Origin of the sequence: Streptomyces sp. G5(2025), assembly GCF_049542075.1 — a bacterium.
In the GTDB taxonomy this organism is placed as follows: Bacteria; Actinomycetota; Actinomycetes; order Streptomycetales; family Streptomycetaceae; genus Streptomyces.
In genome coordinates this window covers 456,246-478,387 of the sequence record NZ_JBMUZT010000002.1, presented here as the reverse complement: position 1 = coordinate 478,387, position 22,142 = coordinate 456,246, and the positions used below count along the sequence as shown (strand labels likewise).

General features: G+C 70.5%; 17 protein-coding genes and 3 pseudogenes. 13 read left to right on the top strand and 7 right to left on the bottom strand.

From position 1 onward, the window contains the following. Window positions 1-68: 68 nt before the first annotated feature. Window positions 69-635: a dihydrofolate reductase family protein gene (locus tag ACOBQB_RS02480; RefSeq protein ID WP_423588398.1), complete on the bottom strand. Its 567-nt coding sequence runs from the start codon at window positions 633-635 to the stop codon at window positions 69-71. A gap of 140 nt (window positions 636-775) precedes the next feature. Beyond that, a complete protein-coding gene (locus ACOBQB_RS02475; RefSeq protein WP_423590348.1) occupies window positions 776-1,135 on the bottom strand; it encodes a tetratricopeptide repeat protein in 360 nt (119 codons plus the stop codon). Between the two features lie 126 nt (window positions 1,136-1,261). Between ACOBQB_RS02475 and ACOBQB_RS02470 the strand changes: the two genes are divergently transcribed. Together ACOBQB_RS02470 and ACOBQB_RS02465 are read left to right on the top strand one after the other, a co-directional pair. Continuing rightward, window positions 1,262-2,227, top strand: coding sequence for a pirin family protein (locus ACOBQB_RS02470; RefSeq protein ID WP_423588396.1), 966 nt, complete (start codon window positions 1,262-1,264; stop codon window positions 2,225-2,227). 673 nt (window positions 2,228-2,900) lie between these two features. Continuing rightward, window positions 2,901-3,539, top strand: a complete 639-nt coding sequence (locus ACOBQB_RS02465) for a DUF4232 domain-containing protein (RefSeq protein WP_423588394.1) — start codon at window positions 2,901-2,903, stop codon at window positions 3,537-3,539. A 157-nt stretch (window positions 3,540-3,696) separates the two neighbouring features. On the opposite strand, the pseudogene ACOBQB_RS02460 reads toward ACOBQB_RS02465, so the two are convergent. The 3 genes and pseudogenes from ACOBQB_RS02460 to ACOBQB_RS02450 form a co-directional block, all read right to left on the bottom strand. After that, window positions 3,697-6,357, bottom strand: a pseudogene (locus ACOBQB_RS02460) (2Fe-2S iron-sulfur cluster-binding protein); the annotation flags it as partial. Between the two features lie 55 nt (window positions 6,358-6,412). Continuing rightward, complete coding sequence (locus tag ACOBQB_RS02455) at window positions 6,413-7,246, bottom strand: FAD binding domain-containing protein (protein WP_423588393.1); 834 nt, start codon at window positions 7,244-7,246, stop codon at window positions 6,413-6,415. Between the two features lie 277 nt (window positions 7,247-7,523). Continuing rightward, window positions 7,524-8,327, bottom strand: a complete 804-nt coding sequence (locus ACOBQB_RS02450; RefSeq protein ID WP_423588391.1) for a hypothetical protein — start codon at window positions 8,325-8,327, stop codon at window positions 7,524-7,526. Between the two features lie 149 nt (window positions 8,328-8,476). Here ACOBQB_RS02450 and ACOBQB_RS02445 point away from each other — a divergent pair. From ACOBQB_RS02445 to ACOBQB_RS02430, 4 genes and pseudogenes are all read left to right on the top strand, one after another. Beyond that, window positions 8,477-8,679 (top strand): annotated as a pseudogene (locus ACOBQB_RS02445) (transposase); the annotation flags it as partial. 97 nt (window positions 8,680-8,776) lie between these two features. Further along, on the top strand, window positions 8,777-9,220 hold the full coding sequence (locus ACOBQB_RS02440; RefSeq protein WP_423588389.1) for a hypothetical protein: 444 nt from the start codon (window positions 8,777-8,779) through the stop codon (window positions 9,218-9,220). Between the two features lie 79 nt (window positions 9,221-9,299). After that, window positions 9,300-9,983, top strand: a complete 684-nt coding sequence (locus ACOBQB_RS02435; RefSeq protein WP_423588387.1) for an ABC transporter ATP-binding protein — start codon at window positions 9,300-9,302, stop codon at window positions 9,981-9,983. Continuing rightward, entirely contained in the window at window positions 9,980-12,250 is a 2,271-nt protein-coding gene (locus ACOBQB_RS02430) for an ABC transporter permease (protein ID WP_423588386.1), read from the top strand. Before ACOBQB_RS02435 ends, ACOBQB_RS02430 begins: the two co-directional genes overlap by 4 nt. Before the next feature lie 58 nt (window positions 12,251-12,308). Here ACOBQB_RS02430 and ACOBQB_RS02425 read toward each other — a convergent pair. Further along, window positions 12,309-12,602: pseudogene (locus tag ACOBQB_RS02425) on the bottom strand (transposase family protein); the annotation flags it as partial. Between the two features lie 345 nt (window positions 12,603-12,947). Here ACOBQB_RS02425 and ACOBQB_RS02420 point away from each other — a divergent pair. The 7 genes from ACOBQB_RS02420 to ACOBQB_RS02390 all read left to right on the top strand — a co-directional run bounded on the left by ACOBQB_RS02420 (window position 12,948) and on the right by ACOBQB_RS02390 (window position 20,726). Beyond that, window positions 12,948-13,439 (top strand): GNAT family N-acetyltransferase, encoded by a 492-nt coding sequence (locus ACOBQB_RS02420; protein WP_423588385.1) that lies wholly within the window; start codon window positions 12,948-12,950, stop codon window positions 13,437-13,439. 658 nt (window positions 13,440-14,097) lie between these two features. Further along, window positions 14,098-14,208 carry a CGNR zinc finger domain-containing protein gene (locus ACOBQB_RS02415; RefSeq protein WP_423588383.1) on the top strand — a complete coding sequence of 37 codons (111 nt, stop codon included), beginning with the start codon at window positions 14,098-14,100 and terminating at the stop codon, window positions 14,206-14,208. Window positions 14,209-15,051: 843 nt separating this feature from the next. After that, window positions 15,052-15,495, top strand: coding sequence for a pyridoxamine 5'-phosphate oxidase family protein (locus ACOBQB_RS02410; protein ID WP_423588381.1), 444 nt, complete (start codon window positions 15,052-15,054; stop codon window positions 15,493-15,495). A 63-nt stretch (window positions 15,496-15,558) separates the two neighbouring features. Beyond that, complete coding sequence (locus tag ACOBQB_RS02405) at window positions 15,559-17,541, top strand: non-ribosomal peptide synthetase (protein WP_423588379.1); 1,983 nt, start codon at window positions 15,559-15,561, stop codon at window positions 17,539-17,541. Next, complete coding sequence (locus tag ACOBQB_RS02400) at window positions 17,511-18,683, top strand: thioester reductase domain-containing protein (protein ID WP_423588377.1); 1,173 nt, start codon at window positions 17,511-17,513, stop codon at window positions 18,681-18,683. The genes ACOBQB_RS02405 and ACOBQB_RS02400 overlap by 31 nt, the downstream gene beginning before the upstream one ends. A gap of 130 nt (window positions 18,684-18,813) precedes the next feature. Next, window positions 18,814-20,004, top strand: coding sequence for a cytochrome P450 (locus ACOBQB_RS02395; RefSeq protein ID WP_423588375.1), 1,191 nt, complete (start codon window positions 18,814-18,816; stop codon window positions 20,002-20,004). Between the two features lie 107 nt (window positions 20,005-20,111). After that, a complete protein-coding gene (locus tag ACOBQB_RS02390; RefSeq protein WP_423588373.1) occupies window positions 20,112-20,726 on the top strand; it encodes a TIGR00730 family Rossman fold protein in 615 nt (204 codons plus the stop codon). A 52-nt stretch (window positions 20,727-20,778) separates the two neighbouring features. Here the strand turns inward: ACOBQB_RS02390 and ACOBQB_RS02385 are convergent, their stop codons facing one another. Further along, window positions 20,779-21,993, bottom strand: coding sequence for a cytochrome P450 (locus tag ACOBQB_RS02385; protein WP_423588371.1), 1,215 nt, complete (start codon window positions 21,991-21,993; stop codon window positions 20,779-20,781). Window positions 21,994-22,142 lie beyond the last annotated feature (149 nt).

Here is a 22,142-nt window from a genome sequence, read left to right as displayed (position 1 = left end):
CCACGGCGAATGGCTAGGGAGAGACAGAGCTAATGCGCATTAGTTGATGCCCTCATGCCCCCATGCCCTCATGCCCTCAGGACCTCATGACGGAGCTGTACGACTCCGTTGCCGAAGGCGTGGGTCCCGGCGAGCCGGAGGTCGGCCCGCACGTCCCGCGCCTGGAACATGGCCTTGCCGCGGCCGAGCACGACGGGGTGGACGTAGGTGTGGATCTCGTCGATCAGGCCCAGGCGCAGGAAGGACGCGGCGAGATCGGCGCCGCCGACGACGAGGTCCCCCGCCGCCCTCTCCTTGATGGCCCGGATTTCCTCGGGCGCCACCTCGCGCAGGATGGTGGTGTTCCAGCCGGCCTCGCGCAGGGTGCGCGAGAACACGTACTTGGGCATGTCACGCCAGATCCCGGCGAAGTCCACCTCGACGTCGCCGCTCGCCGGGTCCTGGTCGGCGGTGGGCCAGTACTCGGCCATGAGCTCCCACGTGGCGCGGCCGTGCAGGATGCCGCCCATCACACGGACCTTGTCATTGAAGTGGCGGTGCAGTTCGTCATCGACGGTATGCCAGTCGATCTCGCGGTCCGGCCCCTCCATGAAGCCGTCCAGGGACGCCGACATCATCCAGATGATCTTTCGCATCGCGGTCGCGCTCCTCGCGGTCCTCGTCGCCGCGGTCCTGGCGGCCGTGGCGCCTGCCGCGACGATACGCCGGGGTCCGGGCGCGGGACGGGTGTGACGCGACGGGCGGCGGCTTCGGCCTCCGCCCGCCGCACGTCACCTCACTCGCTCCGCCGCACCTGCCCGAAGTCACCGCTCAGCGCCGCGGCCAACCGCAGGTGCGGGACCGCGTCGGCCGCCCGGCCCTGCCGCTCCAGCGTGCGCCCCAGCATCAGCCGGGCATAGCCCTCGACCGGGTCCAGTTCGAGGACCTTCAGCAACTCGGCCTCGGAGCGCAGCAGTTGGGCCGAGTGGTAGTAGGCGCGGGCGAGCAGCAGACGCGGGGCGACCTGCTCGGGCACCTCGTCGGCCAGGGTGCGAAGGATGCCCGCGGCCGTCGTGTACTCCTTGGCCTCGAAGAACCGCTGCGCACGCGCCCAGCGCTCCGTCCCGGTCCCGTGGTCGTAATAGGCCATTTCCATCGTCTGCTCCATCGTCTGCCTCCTTCGGACGCTGCAACGAAGCTTGGTGGTTGAATATTCCACTAATGTGTGGCGGCTCCGGACAGGTGACTGACGTGCGGCGCCCACGGGACTAGGTTGTGCGGCATGAGCAATCTTGATCGCGAGGCGGTGCCGAGCAGGTGCGGCGGCCGGGGCTTCGTCGTCGCGGAACCGGTACGGGAACTCCTCAGTCCCCGCCACGTCAAGCTCGGCGAGTCCACCGAGGTCCGCCGCCTGCTGCCCAACCTGGGGCGCCGCATGGTCGGCGCATGGTGCTTCGTCGATCACTACGGCCCCGACGACATCGCGGACGAGCCCGGCATGCAAGTGCCGCCGCATCCGCACATGGGGCTGCAGACCGTCAGCTGGCTGCACGACGGCGAGGTCCTGCACCGCGACTCCACCGGCAGCCTCCAGACCATCCGCCCCCGCGAGCTCGGCCTGATGACCTCGGGCCGCGCCATCTCGCACTCCGAGGAGAGCCCGCGGGCCCACGCCCGCTTCCTGCACGGCGCACAGCTGTGGGTCGCGCTCCCCGACACCGACCGCCACACGGCCCCGCGCTTCGAGCACCACGCGGAGCTGCCGCGGATCACGGCCCCCGGCCTGACCGCGACGCTGATCCTCGGCAGCCTCGACGGGGCGAGCTCACCCGGCACGACGTACACCCCGATCGTCGGCGTGGACCTGACACTGGCCCGCGGCGCGGACGTACGCCTCCCCCTGGAACCGGACTTCGAGTACGCGGTCCTGTCCATGTCCGGCGAATCCCACGTCGACGGCGTCCCCGTGCTCCCCGGCTCCATGCTCTACCTGGGCTGCGGCCGCACGGAACTCCCGCTGCGCGCCGAGTCGGAGGCGTCCTTGATGCTCCTGGGCGGCGAGCCGTTCGAGGAGGAGCTGGTGATGTGGTGGAACTTCGTCGGCCGCACCCAGGAGGACATCGAACAGGCCCGCGCCGACTGGACGACGGGCGACCGCTTCGGCGAGGTGAAGGGTTACGAGGGCGCCCCGCTCCGCGCCCCCGAACTGCCCCCGGTGACGCTGAAACCGCGGGGACGGGTGCGCTGAGCAGGGGTTTCACGCCTGGCGCGGACAGCCGAGGATACTCTCGGCGGGTGATCTGTGCCCGAACGAGCCCGCAGGTCCGATCATCCCGGTCCTGAGCCACGGTGTGACTGTGCGGCCGGAACGGCGTAAGAGCTTCCGAGAGTGTTGTGTTGGGCGGTGCTCGGTCGGGTTGTTCGATGGCCGCCGCTTGTGCATGGTGGTCATACTGCCGCGATGGATCCGGTGACGCTTGAGACCGACCGTCTGGTGCTGCGGGCCTTCACACCTGCCGACATGGACGCGGTGCACGAAGCCTGTCGTACTGCCTGACCCTCGTCAGCCGCGGCGTCTGGGAGCTCGGTCACTGGGCGGTGGAGGAAGGCCATCACGGCCTCGCGGCATCGCCAACGACGGCGAACCGCACGACTGGTGGGTGGGCGGACTGCTGAGGCCCTGATGCCCGGACCGGTGCTGCGCCGGCCGCGTTCCCTCGTGCGCAGGGAAGTTCCCGGCCCGGACGGTTCCCGCAGCCGAGCCACCCTTGGTCATCGGCGGGCAGCCGTGACGCGGCAGTGGGCCGCACGGGTTGCCCCGGCCGCGCAGGACCTGGCCCTCTCCAAGGGCCCCCGCCGTAGCGTCCGCGCCGACGCCATCTCGTGCGGATGTGCGAATCGGCGTGATCGTCGATACTCGTATGTGGTGTCGTCGGTGGCTGCCCATGCCCCCAGCGGCACGCGGAACAGCGGCGTGTCGTCGCACCGGCCGAAATCCCCTACGTTGGAGGTGGACCATGGCACGACTGTCCCCTCGCGGAACTGCCCTCCTCGTCGCCGGCCTGATGGCCGCGTCCATGACTCCCGCCATCGCGGCGGTTCCAGCCGTGGCCGGACAGCCCGGTCCGTGCAAGACCAGTGCCCTGGCGCCGTCCTGGGCCCCTGGAGGGTCGGCCAAACCCGAAGGCGTTCCCGGTGAGCAGGTGACCGCCGTGGTGGCGCTGAAGAACACCGGATCCCACGCATGCGCCCTCCGCGGCTATCCGGAGGTGACCCTGAAGATGGGCACGGAGACGGAAGGAGTACAGACCGAAACCCTCCGCGATCAGACGTCGGTCCGGCCCAAGCCGCTCACCCTCGCACCGGGTGCTTCCGCCCACTTCACGCTCACCTTCCTCTCGTCGAAGGTGAGCGAGGACAATGTCATCGTCCCGGGGGTCGCTGAGATCACTCCCCCCAACGGCAAGACGTCGAAGGAACTGAAGTGGCGTTGGGGCCCGGTCACGCGCCAGGAAGCAGCCACACACCCGGGCAACTTCGTCAGCCCGGTAACGAAGTGACACACGACGCCACTGCGCCGTCGGGCCTGACGACGTGAGGAGAGCACGCAGGGGGCGGTGGCCGGTCTGTCCCTTCTGAGGGGCACGCACCGGTCAGCCGCCGCACGGCACCGACACTCCGTGCCCCGACCGTGATGTGTGGTGAGGCCTCCGCTCACGTCGCTTCGGCTTCGCGGTCGGCGAGTGCGGCCCAGATGGTGTCCGGGCGTAGTGGCAGAGCGGTGAAGCGGATGCCGGTGGCGTCGCGAAGGGCGTTGGCCAGGGCGGGGGCCACCGGGCCGATGGTCAACTCGGCTAGGGGTTTGGCAGCCGTGGGGCCCCGCACGTCGGAGCGGCCGACGAAGGTGATGTGCGTGGGGGGTACGTCGGTGAGCTGGGGGATGGGGTAGTCGCGCAGGGTGGTGACCACGGGGTGTGCGTCGGCGTCGAGAGGCAGCTCCTCCAGCAGGGTGGTGCCGATGCCCTGGGCGATGCCGCCTTCGATCTGGCCGCGGCTCTGCGCCGGGTTGAGGACGGCGCCGGCGTCGGCGACGTGGGCGCTGTCGAGGATGCGGGTCTCACCGGTGCGGGGGTCGACGGCGAGGCGGAAATACTGGGCGTTGAAAGCGGCCTGCCCGCACGCGCCGTTGGCCTCGCCGCTCGCGCTCAGCTCCCGCCCGGCCGAGCAGAGCCAGGAGGCCAGCTCGTGCAGTGGCAACCGCCGGTTGCCCGGGGCGAGTACGGCCTGGGCCGTCAGACGGCAGTCCGCGGCGGCAGTGCCGGTGCGCTCGCCGGCCGCGGCCAGAATCTGCCGCCGCAGGGCGTGGGCGGCGCGCCGTACGGCGTGGGCGGCGACCGTGGTGGCGGTGGAGGCGAAGACGCCGGTGTCGTGGTCGACCAGATCGGTGTCGGCCTGGCGTACCAGCACGGCGGCCGGTCGGGTGTGCAGCACGTCAGCGGCGATCTGCCGGTGCACGGTGGTGGCGCCGCTGCCGAACTCCGGGCCGCCGATGGCCAGTTCATAGCTGCCGTCACGGCCCAGGCGCAGCCGGGCCTGAGCCTGGTGGCTGCCCGCGAGCACGGTGGGCTGCATGGCGGCGGCCACCCCCTCACCCGTCAGCCAGCCTTCCGGCGGGCGGGCGGTGGGCCGCTCGGGCCGCCGGCGGAGGGTTTCCATCAGGTTCAGGCAGGCGGTGAGGCCGCCGTCGGCACGGGCGAGGACGGTGCCGTCCAGCGCGGTGATGTCCTCACCCGCAGGGACGGCGTTACGCCGGCGCAAGGCCACCGGGTCGATACCAAGCCGGCGGGCGAGTTCGTCGAGGGCCGATTCCATGGCGAAGGTGACCTGCGCGCGTCCGTAACCGCGAAATGCCCCGGACGGCACAGTGTGGGTGTAGACGGCGTAGCCGTCAACGGCCACCGCACCCCAGCGGTACATGCCCGCCACGTCTTGGCAGGCGCGTTCCAGAACGCTGGGGGAGTGGTTTCCGTACGCCCCGGCGTCACAGACGACGCGCATCCTCAGTCCGCTCAGGGTGCCGTCCCGGCGGGCCGCGGCCTGAAGGCGGATGTCGAAGGGATGACGGGTGGTGGCGGTGAACTCCTCACCGCGGGTGTACTCCAGCCGCACCGGGCGGCGCAGCCGCCAGGCGGCCAGCGCGACGATGTCCTCGCAGAGCATCTCCTGCTTGCCGCCGAAGCCCCTCCTACCCGCCCGGCCACCACCCGCACCTGCCGCGACGGCAGGTCCAGCAGACGGCACAGGGCCCGGCGCACCAGGTGCGGGGTCTGGGTCGCGGTGCGCACCACCAGCCGGCCCTCCTCGTCCACCCGGGCCAGGGCGGCGTGTGTCTCCAGCGCGGCGTGCTGCACCCGCTGGGTGCGGAAGGTCTCCTCGTACACGCAGTCGGCCCGCGCGAACGCGCTGTTCACATCACCGACCGTCTGGTGGACCTCGTGCACCACGTTGCCGCCCTGATGGACGCGCGGCGCCGTCCCGGTGAGGGCGGTGTGCGGGTCGGTGACCGCCGGCAGTACCGCGTAGTCGACGCGCAGCTGACGGCAGCCCTCTTCCGCGGCGGCCTCGCTGTCGGCGACGATCGCCGCCACCCGCTGACCGGCGTAGCGGACCACGTCGTCGAGGACGCGGGTGTCGAAGGGTTCGGCATCGGCCTGCTCGTGCATGCCGGTGGAGAACCGGAGGGCCGGAACATCGTGGTGGGTGAGGACCAGACGTACGCCGGGAACGTTCAGCGCGTCACCGGTATCGATGGCGGTGATGCGGGCGTGGGCGTGTGGGGAGCGCAGCAACCTCAGGTGCAGTACGCCCGGCATGTCGACGTCGAGGGTGTAGCGGGCCGCGCCGGTGACCACCGCGTGGCCGGCTGGATCAGGCGCGCTGCCGCCGAGCACCGCCGCGCCGCACGGCGGCTCCTCCGCGACGCGACCGGCGCCACCGCCACGGCCGGCCGCGGTGCGAATGGCGGCGACGACGGCACGGTAGCCGGTGCAGCGGCACAGGTTCCCACGCAAGGCATCCGGCAGGTCCTGGCGCTGTTCGTCCGTCAGGGCGGTCGCGGTCATCACCATGCCCGGCGTGCAGAACCCGCACTGGAAACCGTGCCCGTCCACAAAGGCTTGCTGCACCGGATGCGGCTGCTCACCCGTGGCCAGGCCCTCGATGGTGGTGACCTCGTGGCCGTCGGCGCGCAGTGCCGGATACAGGCAGGAGTGCACGGCCTGCCCGTCGACGTGCACGGTGCACGCCCCGCAGTCCCCGCTGTCGCAGCCCTTCTTCACCCCATACCAGCCGCTCGCCCGCAGGTAGGTCCGCAAGCACTGTCCCGCAGCGGGCCGACGGGTCTGAAGCCGTCCATTGACGGTGATTCGGTACGTCACGCCCGCTCCTCGTCGGCGGTGAGCTCGGTGCGCAGCTCCTCGGCGAGCAGCAGCGTCATGTGGCGCCGCCATGCGGGATGACCGTGCACATCGTCCACCCAGCCGTCCGGGCCAACTGCCTGTTCCACGGCCTCCCGTAGAGATCGCTCGGTAGGCGGCCGGTCGAACGACATCACCACCGGCCGCTGTGTCGAAGCGGTGATCGTCATCCGCCACGTCCCGTCCTTGAGGTCGATCGTGCCGATCAGCAACACGGCCGAACGGCCCTGGGGGCGCAGCGCCGCCCGGCGCACCGCCGCTCGCCGCGACAGGGCCTTCGCGGGCAGCCGCACCGACCGTAGCAGCTCACCCTCCGTCAGCGCGGTACGTCCGGCGCCGGTGATCAACTGCGTTACCGGAAGCCGTCGTTCACTGCCGTCCTGTGCCAGCAGCAGGCACTCGCCCTCCAGCGCCGCTGCCAGGGCGACGAGGGGAGCGGCCGGCAGCGCCAGGCAGATGTTGCCGCCGACGGTGGCGGCGTTCCACACCTTGAACGAGGAGGAGAAGGCACGGCAGCAGGGCGCGAACAGCGCCTCGGCCGCAGGCCATGTCACCGCCTCGGGTGGGACGAAGGCGTTCAGCTGAGTGACCGTGCACGTCGCGGCGATCTCCAGTCCGCCGGGCGTGACCCGCAACGCGTCCCAGCCCATCCGCCCCAGGTCCAGCAGCCTGCGCAGGCGGGGCTGCGGCTCGGAGAACAGGTACGTCCCTCCGGCCAGCCAGGCGTCACCCGCCTCCCACCGCCCCCGGTGCCGCGCGTCGCATACCTCCCGCACGGTCGTCAGGTCCACCGCGTCACACTCCTCGGGTCGGGCGCGGACCCGCTGATCGGTGATGGGGCGGGCTGCCTTTGTCACCCGGCCTCAACGAGCGGACACAGATGGCGTCACCCGGTGATCATCTGAGCGGCTGGTCGCCTGGGGGCCGGGCCGGGGGGCTCAGAGACGTGTATCTGCGGGAGTTGGACGCTGACGGCGGCGTGTGCCGGTGACTCGTTCGGGGAACGACCGCCGTGAACCTTCCCCGAACACTTCCACAGAGCCGCGGGGCGGACGGGGTGAGGTCGTGTCAGGTGGTCGGGCGTAGCCGTGTGCCGTCGCTGGCGCAGGGGAGCCGGTCCTTGCCGTAAGCGTTGGTGTAGTCGTCGGTGATGTCGGTTTCGACTGCGGTCATGGCCGTCGGCGGAATCTTGATGACGCCGCTGAAGGGGCGCTCGACGTCCCGGATCACGAGCAGGACGGAGGTCAGCAGCGCGGTGAGGATGACGAGACCGACGGTGACCAGGGCGGTGTTCTTCCGGGGCAGGCACAGCCCCAGGGTCACCACGAGGAAGGCGAGGGCGGCGAGCATCAGCCAGTACACGGCGCCGGGGATGGCGGGGGTCGACTCGGCGATACGGGTCTGCCGGGCTTCGGAGCGGTTCCGGTCGGCGGAGACCAGCATGCCGAAGGTGGCGGAATCCTGCATCTGCTTCAGGGCCACGCGCAGGTCAGTGGTCCAGACGCTGGGATCGGACGCACCGTGCCCGTGCGCCATGGCAGCCCATTCATGCGCGCGCACGGCCCGGGCGTAGCACACGGTGTCGGCCTGGAGCCGCTGGCGCTGGGCGCCAGGCGCGTACTCGGCGACCTCGTAGAGGTGGTCCACCACGCCGGCCTCATCCCGTGCCGCCTGGTCGGCCTTGCCGTTCGACGTCGATGCGGTGACCAGGACGAACGCCAGTACGAAGACGGTCAGAGTCTGCAACGGCAAAATGAAGTCGCGCACCGTCAGCGAAGGCGTTTCCCCGGCCTCAAGGCGGCCACGGAGCACCCAGTGCCCGATCACGCCCGCGACGAGTGCCAGAGCTGCTACGACGATGGTGATGGTCACGAGAACTCCGCCTGTGAGTCGGTCCGGCAGAGATCATGACCCGACCCGGCCGGTGCGGAAGGGCAACGGCTCCGACGCGCCCGGCAGCCTCACCGAATGGGGGGCGAGTGAGGGACGAATGGGGGACGCCAGCGCTCAAAGGGCGTCGGCAGGCCGATCACAAGGCATTCGGTGAGCGCGACCTGTCGGTCACGGACTACGTCTACGTGTGTGCCGACGGTATCCAACTGCGGATCCGCCTGGCCCAGGCGAAGTCCTGCGTGATCGTCGTCATGGGCGTACTTGCGGACGCCAGCAAGGAGTTGATCGCAATGCGTACGGCTACTGCCAGTCTGATGAGTCCCGCGCCGACCCTCACGCCGGGGCCCCCGTGTCCATGCGGTGACCGACTGTTAAGATCCCGTGGCTGCTGATCATGGACATGCGGTCAACGGCAGCACAACACATAAGTGAATCGGAAGTTGGCAGTCGGCGCGCTTACCGCTGGGCTCTTCTTCGCCGGAGTAGGGGCCGCATTCGCGGAGGCGAGTGGTGACGTCGAGGCGGCCGCGTCGTGGCACAAGATCCCGACACGCAAGAGTGCCGGCGTCTCGTTCCACTCGGGCAAGTACAAGTGGGAGCCCGCCGGGCCCAGGACGCATGGCGCCTTCCACTACAAGGGCTGGCTCAAGGACACCAGTGCCGGTGATGGTCACAACGTCTATGTCCAGGTGAAGGCGGAAGGCCACGACTGGAACCGTTTCAACGGCAAGCAGCGGAAGTCGGTGTGGAAGGACTATCTCGTGTGGGCCCCGGCCGACCGTTACACGGACGACGCTCGGATACGCGCGTGCCGTGACCGAGGCTCGTTCCACCCGGACAACTGCTCGCCGACCAAGCGGTACCGGCGATAAGCGCTACCGGCGACAGTGTCACCACCTTGTGGGCCCCGGTCCTTCGGCCGGGGCCCACCCGGCCCGTTGGGGGAAAACAGTGAGTACGTCGGAAGTCCTGGTTGCCGAAGGAGTTGACCTCTCCTACGGCTCCACTGCCGCCGTGCGTGACGCGCATCTGAGCCTCGCCCGCGGCGAGGTCGTGGCGATCACCGGGGCCAGCGGTTCCGGCAAGTCGTCGCTTCTGTACTGCTTGGCGGGGGTATTGCCGGTCACCCGGGGGCAGGTGCGCTTCGAGGGACGGGCATTCGGAGACCTCGGCGACGAGGAGATCAGCACGCTGCGGCGTGAGCGATTCGGATTCGTGTTCCAGTACGGCGAGTTGCTGCCCGAGCTGACCATCGAGGAGAACACGGCACTGCCACTGCGGCTGGCGGGCGTTCGCAAGCGTCCCGCGCTGAAGGCCGCTGCCGAGGTCCTTGACCGCCTCGGCATCGCCGAGCTGCGCGAGCGGCGCCCGTCGCAGGTGTCCGGCGGGCAGAGCCAGCGCGTGGCCGTCGCCCGTGCGCTGGTGCACCGGCCTGCCGTCGTGTTCGCGGACGAACCCACCGGCTCGCTCGACAGCGCGAACGCGGACGCCGTGCTGAAGGAGTTCTTGTCCCTGGCCCGCTCCCAGGGCACCGCTGTGCTCCTGGTGACGCATGACCGGACGGTTGCCGCGCAGGCGGACCGCCGCTGCACGATGGCCGACGGTGTCCTCGCCCTCAAGGGGGCCTCGGAATGAAGGAGTTCCTGCTCGGGCTGCGGCTGCTCCTCGGCTCCGGGCGCGGCACACGGGTGCGCTTTCTGCTCATGACCGTGGGCGGGTCGCTCGGGGTGTGCTGCCTCGCGCTCGTCCTGACGATTCCGGCGATCCTCGACGCGCGGGACGGCCGGGCCGCCGACCGCGCCACCGTCGTCTTCCCCGGCGAGCCCAAGCGTGACCGGACCCTGGTACTGGAGCGGTCCGACCCGCACGGCTCGAAGCCCTTTCACCGTGTCTTCCTCGCCCGCGGCACAAGCGACACTCCGAAGCCGCCGCCGGGTCTGAGCGAACTCCCGTCGCCGGGCGAGGTGTTCGTCTCCCCGGCTTTGCGCGACCAGCTCAAGCGTGAGCCCGCCTTGAGGGGGCTGCTGCCCGGCCGGCAGAAGGGGACCATCTCGCCGGCGGGACTCACGGACCCCAACGAGCTGTACGCGTACGTGGGCACCGACCGCTCCAAGCTCACCGGGTTCGGTGCGACCCGCGCCCTCAAGAGCTTCGGTACCGGCTACGCGCCTGTGCCCGCCATCGAGCCTTCTACCCTCGACATTCTGCGCTTCACGCTCGGCACGCTGGTTCTCCTGCCGCTCGCGGTCTTCCTTTCCGTATGCGCCAAGCTCTCCGCCGCCAGCCGCAACCGCCGTCTTGCCGCGCTGCGCCTGCTCGGCCTGAGCGCCAAGGGCACCCAGCGAGTCAACGCCGCGGAGACCGTCGCCGCCGCACTGCTCGGCGCGCTCCTCGGCCTCGGTGAGTTCTGGCTGCTGAACCAGGTCATGGCCAGGACCGGGCTGCCCGGTCTCAAGTGGTACCCGGCCGATGGCGCGCTGTCCGCCTCCACCCTCGCCGTCTGCCTGCTCGGCTGCCCGGCCCTGGCCTGGTTCGTCGGCCGCGCGAGCGCCCGCGCGGCTGCCACGAGCCCGCTCAGCACGCGCCGCACGGCAGCCCCTCGCGCGCCCCGCGTCTGGGGCGGCCTGCTGCTCGTCACCGGTCTCGGCATCGTCACCGGCTACTGTCTGACCGGCCTCACCGACCGCCCGGCTCAGACGACGGGCATCAACACGCTGCTGGTCCCGCTCGGTGTGCTCCTCACCGGCCTCGGCCTCGTCCTGACGATGCCGCTCCTGTCGTACCTCCTCGCCAAGCGCGTGGCCCGCTCTTCCTCACTCACCCTGAACCTGGCCATGCGCCGCAACGAGGTCGAGCCCGGCAGCGCCATGCGCGTCGTCACCGGGCTGGTCCTCCTGGTCTTCTCCGCGTCCCTGGCCCAAGGCGTGCTCGTCGAGGAGGACCAGATCCTGCGGCCCAGTTCACCCACCCAGGAGTACGGCCTGTCCCTGTCGGGCCTCAGCGCGGACCAGCAGAACAGGCTCCGCGACATCCCGGAGTTGCGCGCACACGCGATGGTGATGGAACCGCCCTTCGACCCCAAGGCAGAGGGCCCGCGCATTCCCGCACGTGCCCTGGTCGCGACCTGCGGCCAGCTCGCGAAGATGGTGCGCCGTCTGGAGGGCTGCGTGGACGGCACGCCGCTCCGCCTCACCGACCCCGCGGTCACCGAGGAGCCCGTCGCCCCCTCCACCGTCCACCTGCGGCAGGGCGACCGCCGCACGTCCGTGAAGGTCTACGTGCCGCGTCGACAGGCCCTGTACTCCGGCTACGACATCACCTCTGTCGACGCGCCCGTCCTTTACCCGCCGTCCAAGCTGCCGCCCGGTGCCCTCCCGGCGGCCGGCAGTCTGATCCTCGCCAGCGCGTCCGACCCCGAGACCGTCAGAACGGTGCTCGACCGCATCGGCGCCATCGTGCCCACCGCCGACGTCGACCCCGTCGGCATCAACATCGACGCGCTTCAGCAGATCACCGTCATCGAGACCCTGCTCGCCGTCGGCATGATCATGGGCCTGATGATCGGCGTCGCCGCTTTCCTGGTCTCAGCCACCGACCGCGCGGTAGAGCGCCGTGCGCAGGTCACCGCCCTCTCCCTCATCGGGGCCAAGCCACGTACGCTGCGGCTCGTCCAGTGCGCCCAGGTGGTTCTGCCCCTGGCCCTCGGCCTGGTCCTCGCGCTGGTCGCGGGAAAGCTGGCCGAGTCCTCCTACCTCGTCACAGGCGGCGGAGAGGTCTTCTGGGACGGCGCGGGCATCCCCCTGCTCGCCCTGGCCGCGCTCGCCGTCCTGATCGCGGCGGTGCTCGGCACGCTGCCCCTGGTCGGACGCCACATCAATCCCGAACTGATCCGACGCGACTGAAGGCTGTTGCAGGAGGCGGTGTTTGGGCAGGTCGGAGTGGACTTGCGGGGCTTTCTGATCACGCAGCCAGGGCGAGGTTGTGCAGGTGGGCGACGGCTCGTACCGCGTGGAGGAGGCCGTCGCCGCACTGGCGGCAGTCGCGGAGGATTTTGTAGTTCTTCACGCGGGCGAAGGTGTGCTCGACTCAAGCGCGGACCTTGCGGTGCTCAGCGTTGTCGGCCTCTTCGCCGGGTAAACGGGGCCGGCGCTGGCGTGTGCGGTGCGGGACGATCAAGCCGGTGTTGAAGTAGGCGCCGTCGCCCAGCACGCTGACGCCGGCCACGACCAAGCGCGTGTCGGCATCGATGATGACCAATTTCGTGATGCTGCTGGTTGGCTTTCCTGAGTGGATCGTGTCAAGGCAACCGATGTAAACAAGACGCGGCCAGATCCTCTTGCGTACGTCGATGGCATCGGCGCCCGTGAAGGTCTCCCGTTTGCCCCGCAGTCGATGGTCGTGGCGATCAGGCGGCGCGGGTCGAAGTCACACCTGGCCGGATCGCTGATAATCCCGGCGACCGCGCCGTCCGCCTTGTCGCACGCCTTGACCGCAGCCCGGGACGCCGCGGCACTCTCAGGGGCGTGCGATAAGTTGGCCGCCATGCCTGGACTCGGACCCGTCGCCTGGCCACCCGCCCCGATACGGACCTAACGGCTCGTGCTCCGCGAGTCCGAGGCCCGAGACCGAGCGGCGTTCATCGAACTGTTCGCATCGCCAGAGGTGGGCGCCTTCATCGGTGGCCCTCGATCGCGCGAGGATCTCGAACGCGCAGTTCCTGAACTGCCCGGCCGACGCCCCGGCTTCTTCGTGATTGATCTTGACGGAGCGATGATCGGCATGATCACGCTCGGTCGGCGTGACGCAGAGCGCCCAGGATACGTCCGTCCGGATGCCGACGAGGTCGAGCTCGGCTACATGTTCCTGCCGCAAGCGTGGGGGCGCGGATACGCCGCCGAGGCATGCGCGGCGGCACTCGGTTGGTTCGCGGACGTACTCCCCGGCGTGCCGGTGGTGCTCTGTACCCAGACCGCCAACGACCGCGCGATGCGCCTCGCGGCGAAGCTGGGGTTCACCGAGGTGGAGCGGTTCGAAGAGTACGGCGCCGAGCAGTGGTTCGGCGTGTGGTCCTCGGTCACGCCGCCTGGTTGAGCCAGTCGCTCCTTCTTCGGCTTCCGATGACCTGCTACGACAGGACCGCCACCAGCTGCCTGGCTGCACTCCACACCGCAGGCGCCCGCAAGGCGATCGAGGCCTGACCAGCCGACGAGCCAGGCGCCGGGCCGGAGGCCACCTGCTGTTGACGCCTAAGTGCATCTGCGGATCTGCGGATCACCCCGGGAGTAGGTGTTCGCGGCCGAACATGGCAGCTGCCGCGCGTGCCGTCGGCGTACCGGCATCGAGATCCGCGCCGACTTCCAGCAGGACGGCGACCACGTCGTCCGCTCTCTTGAGCAACGCGCCCCCGCGTCCGTCACATCCACCGGCAGGCCGTGCTCCATGAACTCCCGCAACTGCCCCCTTTCTCCGGGGCGCGCCAGGTCCATGGCGACAGCGACGATGCGCTCTGTCTGTTCTGATGTCAGTGTGCCGCCGCTCATACGGTGTCTCCTCCTGGTCACGCGGTCATCCCCCCCCCCGCACACGCGTCGTGTGCGACTGGGGCATGACCGCACGCTGGGTTCCTTCGTGCTGCCGGATCAGAGGATGCCGGCGGCCAGGGCCTCGATCGCCTTGCGGACGCCTTCGCCGTAGGCCGGGCCCGCCTGGGGGCAGCAGTTGACGATGTGGCGTTGATCGCCCGCGCGCCGTGTTCTCGCAGAGCACGGGCCGTCGGCGGGAGTGGTGCGCCATGCGGACCTGCGGCAACCGGGTCAAGGCCGCCAGCTACCGGGCACGGCAGCACAGCTCTCAGGGCTGACCGAGCAGGCACTTCCCAGGGTCAGAGGCCTCCGCACCCCTCTCGGCCGGATGCCCGTGCGGCCTCGTACTCGGCCACGGCCACGGCCGTGAGGATCTCGGGCCTGCCTCGGGGAAGTAGTGGAACAGTTGATTCTTACTGGTAGCCGCGCCGCCCGCGCGTCGTCGAGCGTCGTGGCCGCGGCTCCCTTTTCCCTGATGAGAAGCGCCGCGGCGACGATGATGCGCTCCTCGGGCAGGACGGACGGCAGGGGAGGCGAGCCCACGCGCCACGGCCAAGGGGGCAGTGAGCTGTGCCCCACCGGGCCGGCAACAGCCACAACCCACCAGTGGTGACAGGCGTCGCCAGGGCGCTGGGGTGCTTGTTTGCCTGCTAGGCGGCGAACTCCTCGCAGGGACGCCACGACCGACAGGCTATGGTCGGGGCGCCTCTGCGAGGCGTCCCCGCGGGGCGGCCCTGCGCGACTGAATCGGTCCGGCTCCGGACCACCAGGCTTCGCCGAGCGGCCGACAGCCGGCACGCTCCGCCTGAGCGGCCCCGTGGCTTCACGCCGATATTCACGCCTCCGTACTGCGCGCTCACGCGCTCCGGCATCCAGGTGGAAGAAACTTTTCTCCCTTCACTCGACCGGGTGGTGGCGTCAACGGTGAGCCGTAGCGTCCGGGTCACCTGGGCAGACAGTGGCCGTTGTCGCCCGCTCCCATCAAGGCCTCTCGTCAGGCTCAGCCGGAGCCGACGGACGCGGAGCCCAAGCCCCCGGCGTCCTGACCGGGGGTTCCTCTTTCTCTGCTTGCTCAGTTCTCTCTGTTTCTTCCGCTTCGGAGGTCGCGAGTGCTGCCCGTCATGCCGATCGGTCAACGCGAGGCGTTCCTCGCCCAGTTGCACGTAGGAGTCCTTGGGGTGACGGACACCCGGACGGAACCCGCGGCTCCCATACTCGTGCCCGTCTGGTACGCGTACGAGCCGGGCGGCCAAGTGGTGGTGCAGACCGGGCGGGACACCCTGAAGGCCCGGCTCATCGGTGCGGCCGGGCGGTTCAGCATCTGCGTACAGGATGAGCGTCCGCCCTACCGCTACGTGAGCGTGTCCGGCCCCGTCGTCCGGATGACCGACCCCGTGGATCCGGCGGGACGTGCGGCGATGGCCCACCGGTATCTGCCGCCCGTGGAGGCAGCGGCCTACCTGCGCGCCACCGAGGAACAGCTGACCGACGACATCACCTTCCACATGCGGCCGGAACGCTGGCGAACGGCCGATTTCTCCACCTTCGCCGCAGAGTTCGCCTGACCCTCCGGCATCGCCCATGCCTCTCCCGGCTCACCTCGCGTGCGCCAGAAAGGTGTCTGACTGGTGACCACGACAGACCTTTCTCCGGAGCCGGTACCGCTCCCCCTCTCCTACACGCGCGCACGCGGCCTGACGCTCCACGAGCTCTTCGAACGCCAGGCACGCGCCCGACCGCACGCCGTCGCCGTCCGGCACCACGGTGTTGAGCTGTCCTACGGTGACCTGAACGCCCGCGCCGACGCCTTGGCGGCCAGACTGATCGAGGCCGGGAGCCGCTCAGGTAACCACGTAGGGGTCTGCGGCCGCCGCTCACCCGAAGCACTTGTGGCCTTCCTCGGCATTCTCAAAGCGGGCGCGGCCTACGTTCCGCTCGACGACGACCTGCCGCCCGCGCGGCTGCGCGCGATGGCGGAGGACGCGGAGGTCCGTACCGTCGTGGTGATGCCCGGCAGCACCTGCCGGGTGCGTGGTGTCAAGGCACGGGTGGACCTCGGGGCCGGTGGCACCCGGCCGGTGCCCCGCGCCAGGGGCGCCGCCACGTGCGCCCGCACGCTCGGTGGCCCCACCGACTGCGCGTACGTGATGTTCACCTCGGGTTCGACCGGCCGCCCCAAGCCGGTGATGGTCCCGCATCGCGGGGTCGTGCGTCTGGGCCTGTCCGGGCCCCCTACGTCCACGCCCGGCCCGCAGGACACGGTGCTGCACGCCTACGGCCTGTCCTCGGACGCCTCGACCATCGAGATCTGGGCCGCCCTGCTGAACGGCGCCCGCATCGAGATCGCCGACCGCGAGGAACTGCTCTCGGCCCCCGGCCTTGAACGGCGCATCCATCAGGGCGGTGTGACCATCGCCTACCTGACGACCAGCGTCTTCCACCACATGGCCCGCGCCAAGCCACGGGCGTTGAGCAGTCTGCGGTTCGTGTCGGCCGGCGGGGAGGCCATGGACGCCGACCTGGCGCGGTTGGTCCTGCGCGACTGCCCCCGCACCACCGTCGTCAACTTCTACGGGCCGACCGAGAACTCGGTGGTCTCCACCTTCCAGCAGGTGCGCGCGGCCGACTGCGACAGCGGGCACGTGCCCGTCGGCCGCCCCTATGGCGCCTCCACCTGCTATGTGCTGCGCCCGGACGGCAGCGAGGCGGACGCGGGCGAAGAGGGCGAACTGGCCGTGGGCGGCGACGGGCTCGCCCTCGGATACTTCGGCGATCCCGAACTGACCGCACAGCGTTTCGTCCGGCCACCGTGCGCCGCGGGGGAGCGGGTCTACCGAACCGGCGACCGAGTGGTGCGCGACCGCGCGGGTGCACTGGCCTACCTGGGCCGGATGGACCGGCAAGTGAAGCTGCGCGGCCACCGGGTCGAGCCGGACGAAGTGGAGACCCGGCTGCGGGCACACCCTCAGGTGGGGGAGGCGGTCGTCGAACTCGCCCCGGCGCGCGACACACTCATCGCCTGGGTCACACCGGCGCGTGCCGGTGCGCCCCTGGCCGTGGACGAGCTGTGGCAGTACTGCGCCCAATGGCTGCCCGCCCCGGCCGTACCGCGCCTGATCGCCGCGGAACGGCTGCCCGTCACCGCCGCGGGCAAGGTCGACCGGCACGCTCTGCTGCGCACCGCCCAGACGCTCGACGCTCCACCGCCGCACGGTGACGCGAGCACGGAGGTCTCCACCGCGGCCGGTGCCGGTGGCCTCGGCGACGTACTCGCCGAGATCTGGCACACGGTACTGCGAGTTCGCCCGGCCCCCTCGGACAGCTTCTTCGGGCTCGGCGGTGATTCGCTCCTGGCGGCCGAAGCGGTCACCCGGACCATCGCGGCACTGGGCCTGGACGCCGAGCACAGCAGCAGCCTCATCCGTGCCCTGCTCACCGACCCCACCCTGGCCGCCTTCACCGCAGCGGTACGCACCGCCCGCGACGGGGCGCCGTCGGCACCGGGCGGCGCGGCCGGGAGCCATTTCGTACGAGAGGCGGAACTCGGCTTCACCCTGCCGACGCCGACCGGACCCGCCCCTTGCCCAGCCGGCCACGCCAGGTGCTGCTGACCGGCGCCAGCGGTTTCATCGGCGCCTTCCTGCTGGACAGGGTGGTGCGTGACACCGAAGCCGTGGTCCACTGCCCGGTGCGGGCCCGTTCCCCTGAGCACGCCAGGCGTCGGATCCGCGCGGCGTTCGACCGCTACGGCCTCGGCGCGCGGGGGCCCGACGAGACGCGGGTGCGCTGCTTCCCGTACGAGCTGACGGCGACCGGCCTCGGCCTGGACCCCGCCCACGCGGCCGAGTTGAGCGGCAGCCTCGACCTGGTACTGCACAGTGCGGCGCACGTCAGTTTCCTCTACCCCTACGAGGCGCTGCGTGCCGCGAACGTGGAGGGCACCCGCGAGATCATCCGCCTCGCCGCTCCCCGCCGTGTCCCCGTCCACTTCCTCTCCACCGTGGCGGTGCTGGCCGGGTTCGGCACCGCCGGCGTCCGCACCGTCGGGGAGGACGAGCCGCTGGCTCACGCCGAGCGGCTGACCATGGGCTATGCCGAATCCAAGTGGGTCGCCGAGCAACTCCTGCGCAACGCCGCGGACCAGGGGCTGCCGGTGTCGGTCTACCGGCCCTACGAAGTGACCGGCGACCGCCGCAGCGGTGCCTGCAACACCGAGACAGCCATCTGCTCGCTGTTCAAGACCATCGCCGAGACCGGCCTGGCCCCCGATATCCCCCTCCCCATGGACTTCGTGCCCGTCGATCACCTCGCTGAGACCGTCGTGCACATCGCCACCCGGCACGGAGCGGACAACCGTACGTACCATCTGACCAACCCCGCCCCGGCACTGCTGCACGACGTGCTCGGGCGCATGCGGGCCGCGGGATTCAGCCTGCGGATGCTTCCCTACGGTGACTGGGTACGGGAACTGGTCCGCCATGTCGCGCGCCATCCCACCAGCGCCACGGCCCCCTTCGTCTCCCTGTGCGTCGACCGCAGCCATAAGGCCGACATGTCGGTCAAGGAGATGTACCTCCAGGGCATTTTCCCGCAGTTGGGCCGGGACAACACCGAGCGCGCTCTGGAGGGCACCGGGTTGGTGTGTCCGCCGGTCGATAATCACCTGCTGGACCGGTATCTGGAGTACTTCCTCACCTCCGGCTACCTCCCTCGGCCGGGCGAGGTCGCGCACACCGCGATGCCTTCCGCCTGACACGTGTGCTCGGCCTGTCTGACACGTGTGCTCGACATCAACACGTGCGTGGTGCGGCCCGACGCCGCCGTTCGCGCGCCGAATCCGCACGCCCGCAAACCTCCCCCCCCCGCGACCCAGGAGTACCGAGATGAGCGACGCCGAACTCACCGCCACCCTTCCGCACTACCCGTTCAGCTTCCGCGGCGACGCCCTGGCCCCGGCCCTGAAACAGTTCCTGGTGCACGAGCCCGTCACCCGGGTCGTGACCAACGCCGGCCACCCCGGCTGGCTGGTCACCGGTTACGAACTCGCCCGCGACGCGCTCAAGGACCCGCGGCTGAGCCGCAGCGCGCTCAGTGACCCCGAGATGCCGCAGGAGGACAGCGGGGCCCCGCCACTCGCGGTGGTGGGCACGATGATCATGCTCCGGCGCGCCGGTCTGCGGGAGGAGGCGGTCAAGGGCATGAGCCCGCGCCAGCAGTACGTGCCGCTCTCGCGAGTGCGGGCCATCGCGGAGGAACTCCTCGACGAGATGACCGGCCGCGGTACCTCGGGCGACCTGGTCGAGGACTTCGCCCTGCCCTGGGCCGCCCGGGTGACCTGCGAACTACTGGGGCTGCGCCCGGCCGTGGCGAGCGAAGTGAGTGCCTGGTTCGGGCTCATGGCGACGGGGCCGATCGCCGACAGGCGGCTGCCCACGGAGTGGCCCGCGTCCCTCGACCGCCTGGCGACCTGGATGGACGACCTCGCGGAAACCGGCCTCCTGCCTCGGCTGATGCAGCTCAACGACGTCTCTCCCCACCCGCTCCCGCCCGTGGACATGCTGGAGGTCGCCCATATGCTCACCTTCTCCGGGCTGGGCAACCCCGCCGCCTTCCTCGCCGCCTGCGTCCTGGCCCTCGCGCGCGACCCCAAGTTGGCGAACCGCCTGCGCGAACAGCCGGACCTGATGCCGCTCATGGTGAAAGAGGTATACCGATGGGCGCCGCTGCTGGGTGACTCCATCACCCGCATCGCCATGGAGGACCTCGTCATCGGCGACGTTCACGTCCACGCGGGCGAGTTGGTGATGATCTCCACGGACGCCGCCAACCACGACCCCGCCGTCTTCGCGGAACCGGAGCGTCTCGACATCGACCGTGACGCTGCCCCGCACCTGCGCTTCGGGCACGGGCGGCACTACTGTCCGGCAGCCGCCCTCAACCAGCTCCAGACCGAGGCGGCCCTCGACGTGCTCCTGGCGAGGCTGCCGAATCTGCGGCTTGCCGCGGAACCGCCCGTCACGTGGCGGGACCACCACTCCGTACTCATGCCCGTCGAGGTCCCCGTGCACTGGTAGCGCACGGGCCGGCCTCGGCTGCCCCGCCACCGCAGCCACCGACTCCTCGCCACCGCGTCCACCAACTCCCCCCACGGGTCCACCAACTCCCACCAGAAGGAGCGACCATGCCCCCTTCCCCGACGTCCTCGCAGCGCGTCTGCGTCTTCTGCGGCACCCGGCCCGGGACCGCCCCCCACCATGTGCAGCTCGCACGCGATTTCGGTACGGCGCTGGCGCTGCATGGCCGCGGCCTCGTCTACGGCGCCGGCAGCACGGGCATCATGGGTGCCGTGGCGGAAGCCGTGCTCGCGGCGGGGGCGCCGGTCACGGGGGTGATCCCCCGTCAGCTGTTCGAGCGCGAGCGGCCGGATCCGACCCGTGCGGAGGTGCGGGTCGTGGAGTCGATGCACGAACGCAAGGCGCTGATGTACCGCCTCTCCACGGGGTTCGCCGTACTGCCCGGCGGACTGGGCACGCTTGAGGAAATGCTGGAAGTGGCGACCTGGAACCAGTTGGGCTTCCACCGCAAACCGCTTGTCCTGGTCAACCACGGCGGCTTCTTCGACCCGTTGCTGACCATGTTGGACACCATGGTCGGCAACGGGTTCCTGGAACCGGCCGACCGCGCCCTCATCCAGGACTCGTCGGACGTGGACGACGCGCTGCGCCGCCTGACCCACGGCGGGGACCGGGCGGCTGGGCCGGTCCCCATGGCCAGCACCGTCTCCGCGCCTCGGTGACGAAGCGCGTCGCGCGGGTGACGAACGGCCGCCACATCACGACATCACCACGTCACCACGTCACCGGGAGAGTGAGCGGTGACCGGACGGGCGAGTGGTTCTCCCAGGCCGGGCGCTGCCCGGTCAGACGCAGCCCGGGCAGGCGGTCCAGCAGTGCTTCCAGGGCCACGGTCATCTGGGCGCGCGCCAGGTGCGCGCCGATGCAGTTGTGCGGGCCACGGCCAAAGGCCAGGTGGGCGTTGTCCGGCCGGTCAAGCACCAGCCGGTCCGCCTCCGGGAAGACACGTTCGTCACGGTTGGCCGCGGCCAGCACGGGCAGCAGGGCCTCCCCGGTGCGAACGGTGTGCCCGTGCACAGTGACGTCCTGCCGTGCCTGCAGAACGACGACGCCGTTCTGCACGGGCAGGAAGCGCAGGAGTTCCTCGACCGCGGTGGACACCATCGCGCGGTCACGCACGAGCCGGGCGTAATGGTCCCGTTCGGTCAGCAGGGCCAGCGCGGCGTTGGCCAGGAACATGGTGGTGGTGCGGTAACCGGCCACGAGCATGGACAGGCCGAAGGCCAGGACGCTCTCCTCGTCCACCTCACCGCGGTCGCAGGCGCGGACCAGGGAGGTGAGGACGGCATCGCCCGGAGCGCTGCGGTGGTGGTCGAGCAGCGTCGTCATGTAGCCACGCAACTGGTGGGTGGCCTCGCGGCCCTCCGGCAGGGTGACCAGGGCACCGAGTGCGGCGTCGGCCGGGGCGAGGAAGGAGGCGCGGTCTTCGTAGGGGATGCCCACCAGTTCACACATCGCGAGCAGCGGGAAGGGTTCGAAGAAGCCGCTCACAAGGTCGCTGGGGGGCCCAGCGGCGGTGAACTGCGTCAGCAGACGGTCGGCGGTGGCTCGGAGGACCGGCCGGCGTCGCCGCGTGGCACGGACGCCGAACGGCTCCGCGAGGGCTTGGCGCAGGGCTGTGTGCCGCGGCCCTTCGAGCTCCATCATGGTGACCAGGCCGGGGCCGCGTGAGGCATCGCCCGTATCGGGCGGCCAGTCGTTGATGGTGGGCCGGATGAACCGGTCGTCGGCGAGCAGTTTCCGTACGTCGTCGTAGCGGGTGACGCACCACGCGGGAGCGCCGAAAGGGGTGGCAACCCTGGCGAGAGGGCAACTGCCGCGCAGCGACCGGTACTGCGGTGGCGGCCCCATGCTGTCCGGCCGGGGCATGGGAAACGGCTGGAGCTTTTCCTCGGGGGCGCTTGTGGTCGTGTCAGGTGAGTCCGGCATCGATTCATCGCCTCGCGAAGGGGGCAGCCCGACCGCGTCACCGGTGGCTGCTTCGAGTCGTTGCTACTCCGCCCTGAGCGTCGGCGGATCGTCGGCTGCTGGAACGATGCCCGTGAAGCCGACACGTAACCGGCGGCGCGGGAAAGCTC

What these genes read in the sequence shown, in the direction of transcription:
- ACOBQB_RS02480 (WP_423588398.1), bottom strand. Translation starts at nt 635, where the DNA reads ATGCGAAAGATCATCTGGATGATGTCGGCGTCCCTGGACGGCTTCATG.
- ACOBQB_RS02475 (WP_423590348.1), bottom strand. Translation starts at nt 1,135, where the DNA reads ATGGAAATGGCCTATTACGACCACGGGACCGGGACGGAGCGCTGGGCG.
- ACOBQB_RS02470 (WP_423588396.1), top strand. Translation starts at nt 1,262, where the DNA reads ATGAGCAATCTTGATCGCGAGGCGGTGCCGAGCAGGTGCGGCGGCCGG.
- ACOBQB_RS02465 (WP_423588394.1), top strand. Translation starts at nt 2,901, where the DNA reads ATGTGGTGTCGTCGGTGGCTGCCCATGCCCCCAGCGGCACGCGGAACA.
- ACOBQB_RS02430 (WP_423588386.1), top strand. Translation starts at nt 9,980, where the DNA reads ATGAAGGAGTTCCTGCTCGGGCTGCGGCTGCTCCTCGGCTCCGGGCGC.
- ACOBQB_RS02410 (WP_423588381.1), top strand. Translation starts at nt 15,052, where the DNA reads ATGCCGATCGGTCAACGCGAGGCGTTCCTCGCCCAGTTGCACGTAGGA.
- ACOBQB_RS02395 (WP_423588375.1), top strand. Translation starts at nt 18,814, where the DNA reads ATGAGCGACGCCGAACTCACCGCCACCCTTCCGCACTACCCGTTCAGC.
- ACOBQB_RS02390 (WP_423588373.1), top strand. Translation starts at nt 20,112, where the DNA reads ATGCCCCCTTCCCCGACGTCCTCGCAGCGCGTCTGCGTCTTCTGCGGC.
- ACOBQB_RS02385 (WP_423588371.1), bottom strand. Translation starts at nt 21,993, where the DNA reads ATGCCGGACTCACCTGACACGACCACAAGCGCCCCCGAGGAAAAGCTC.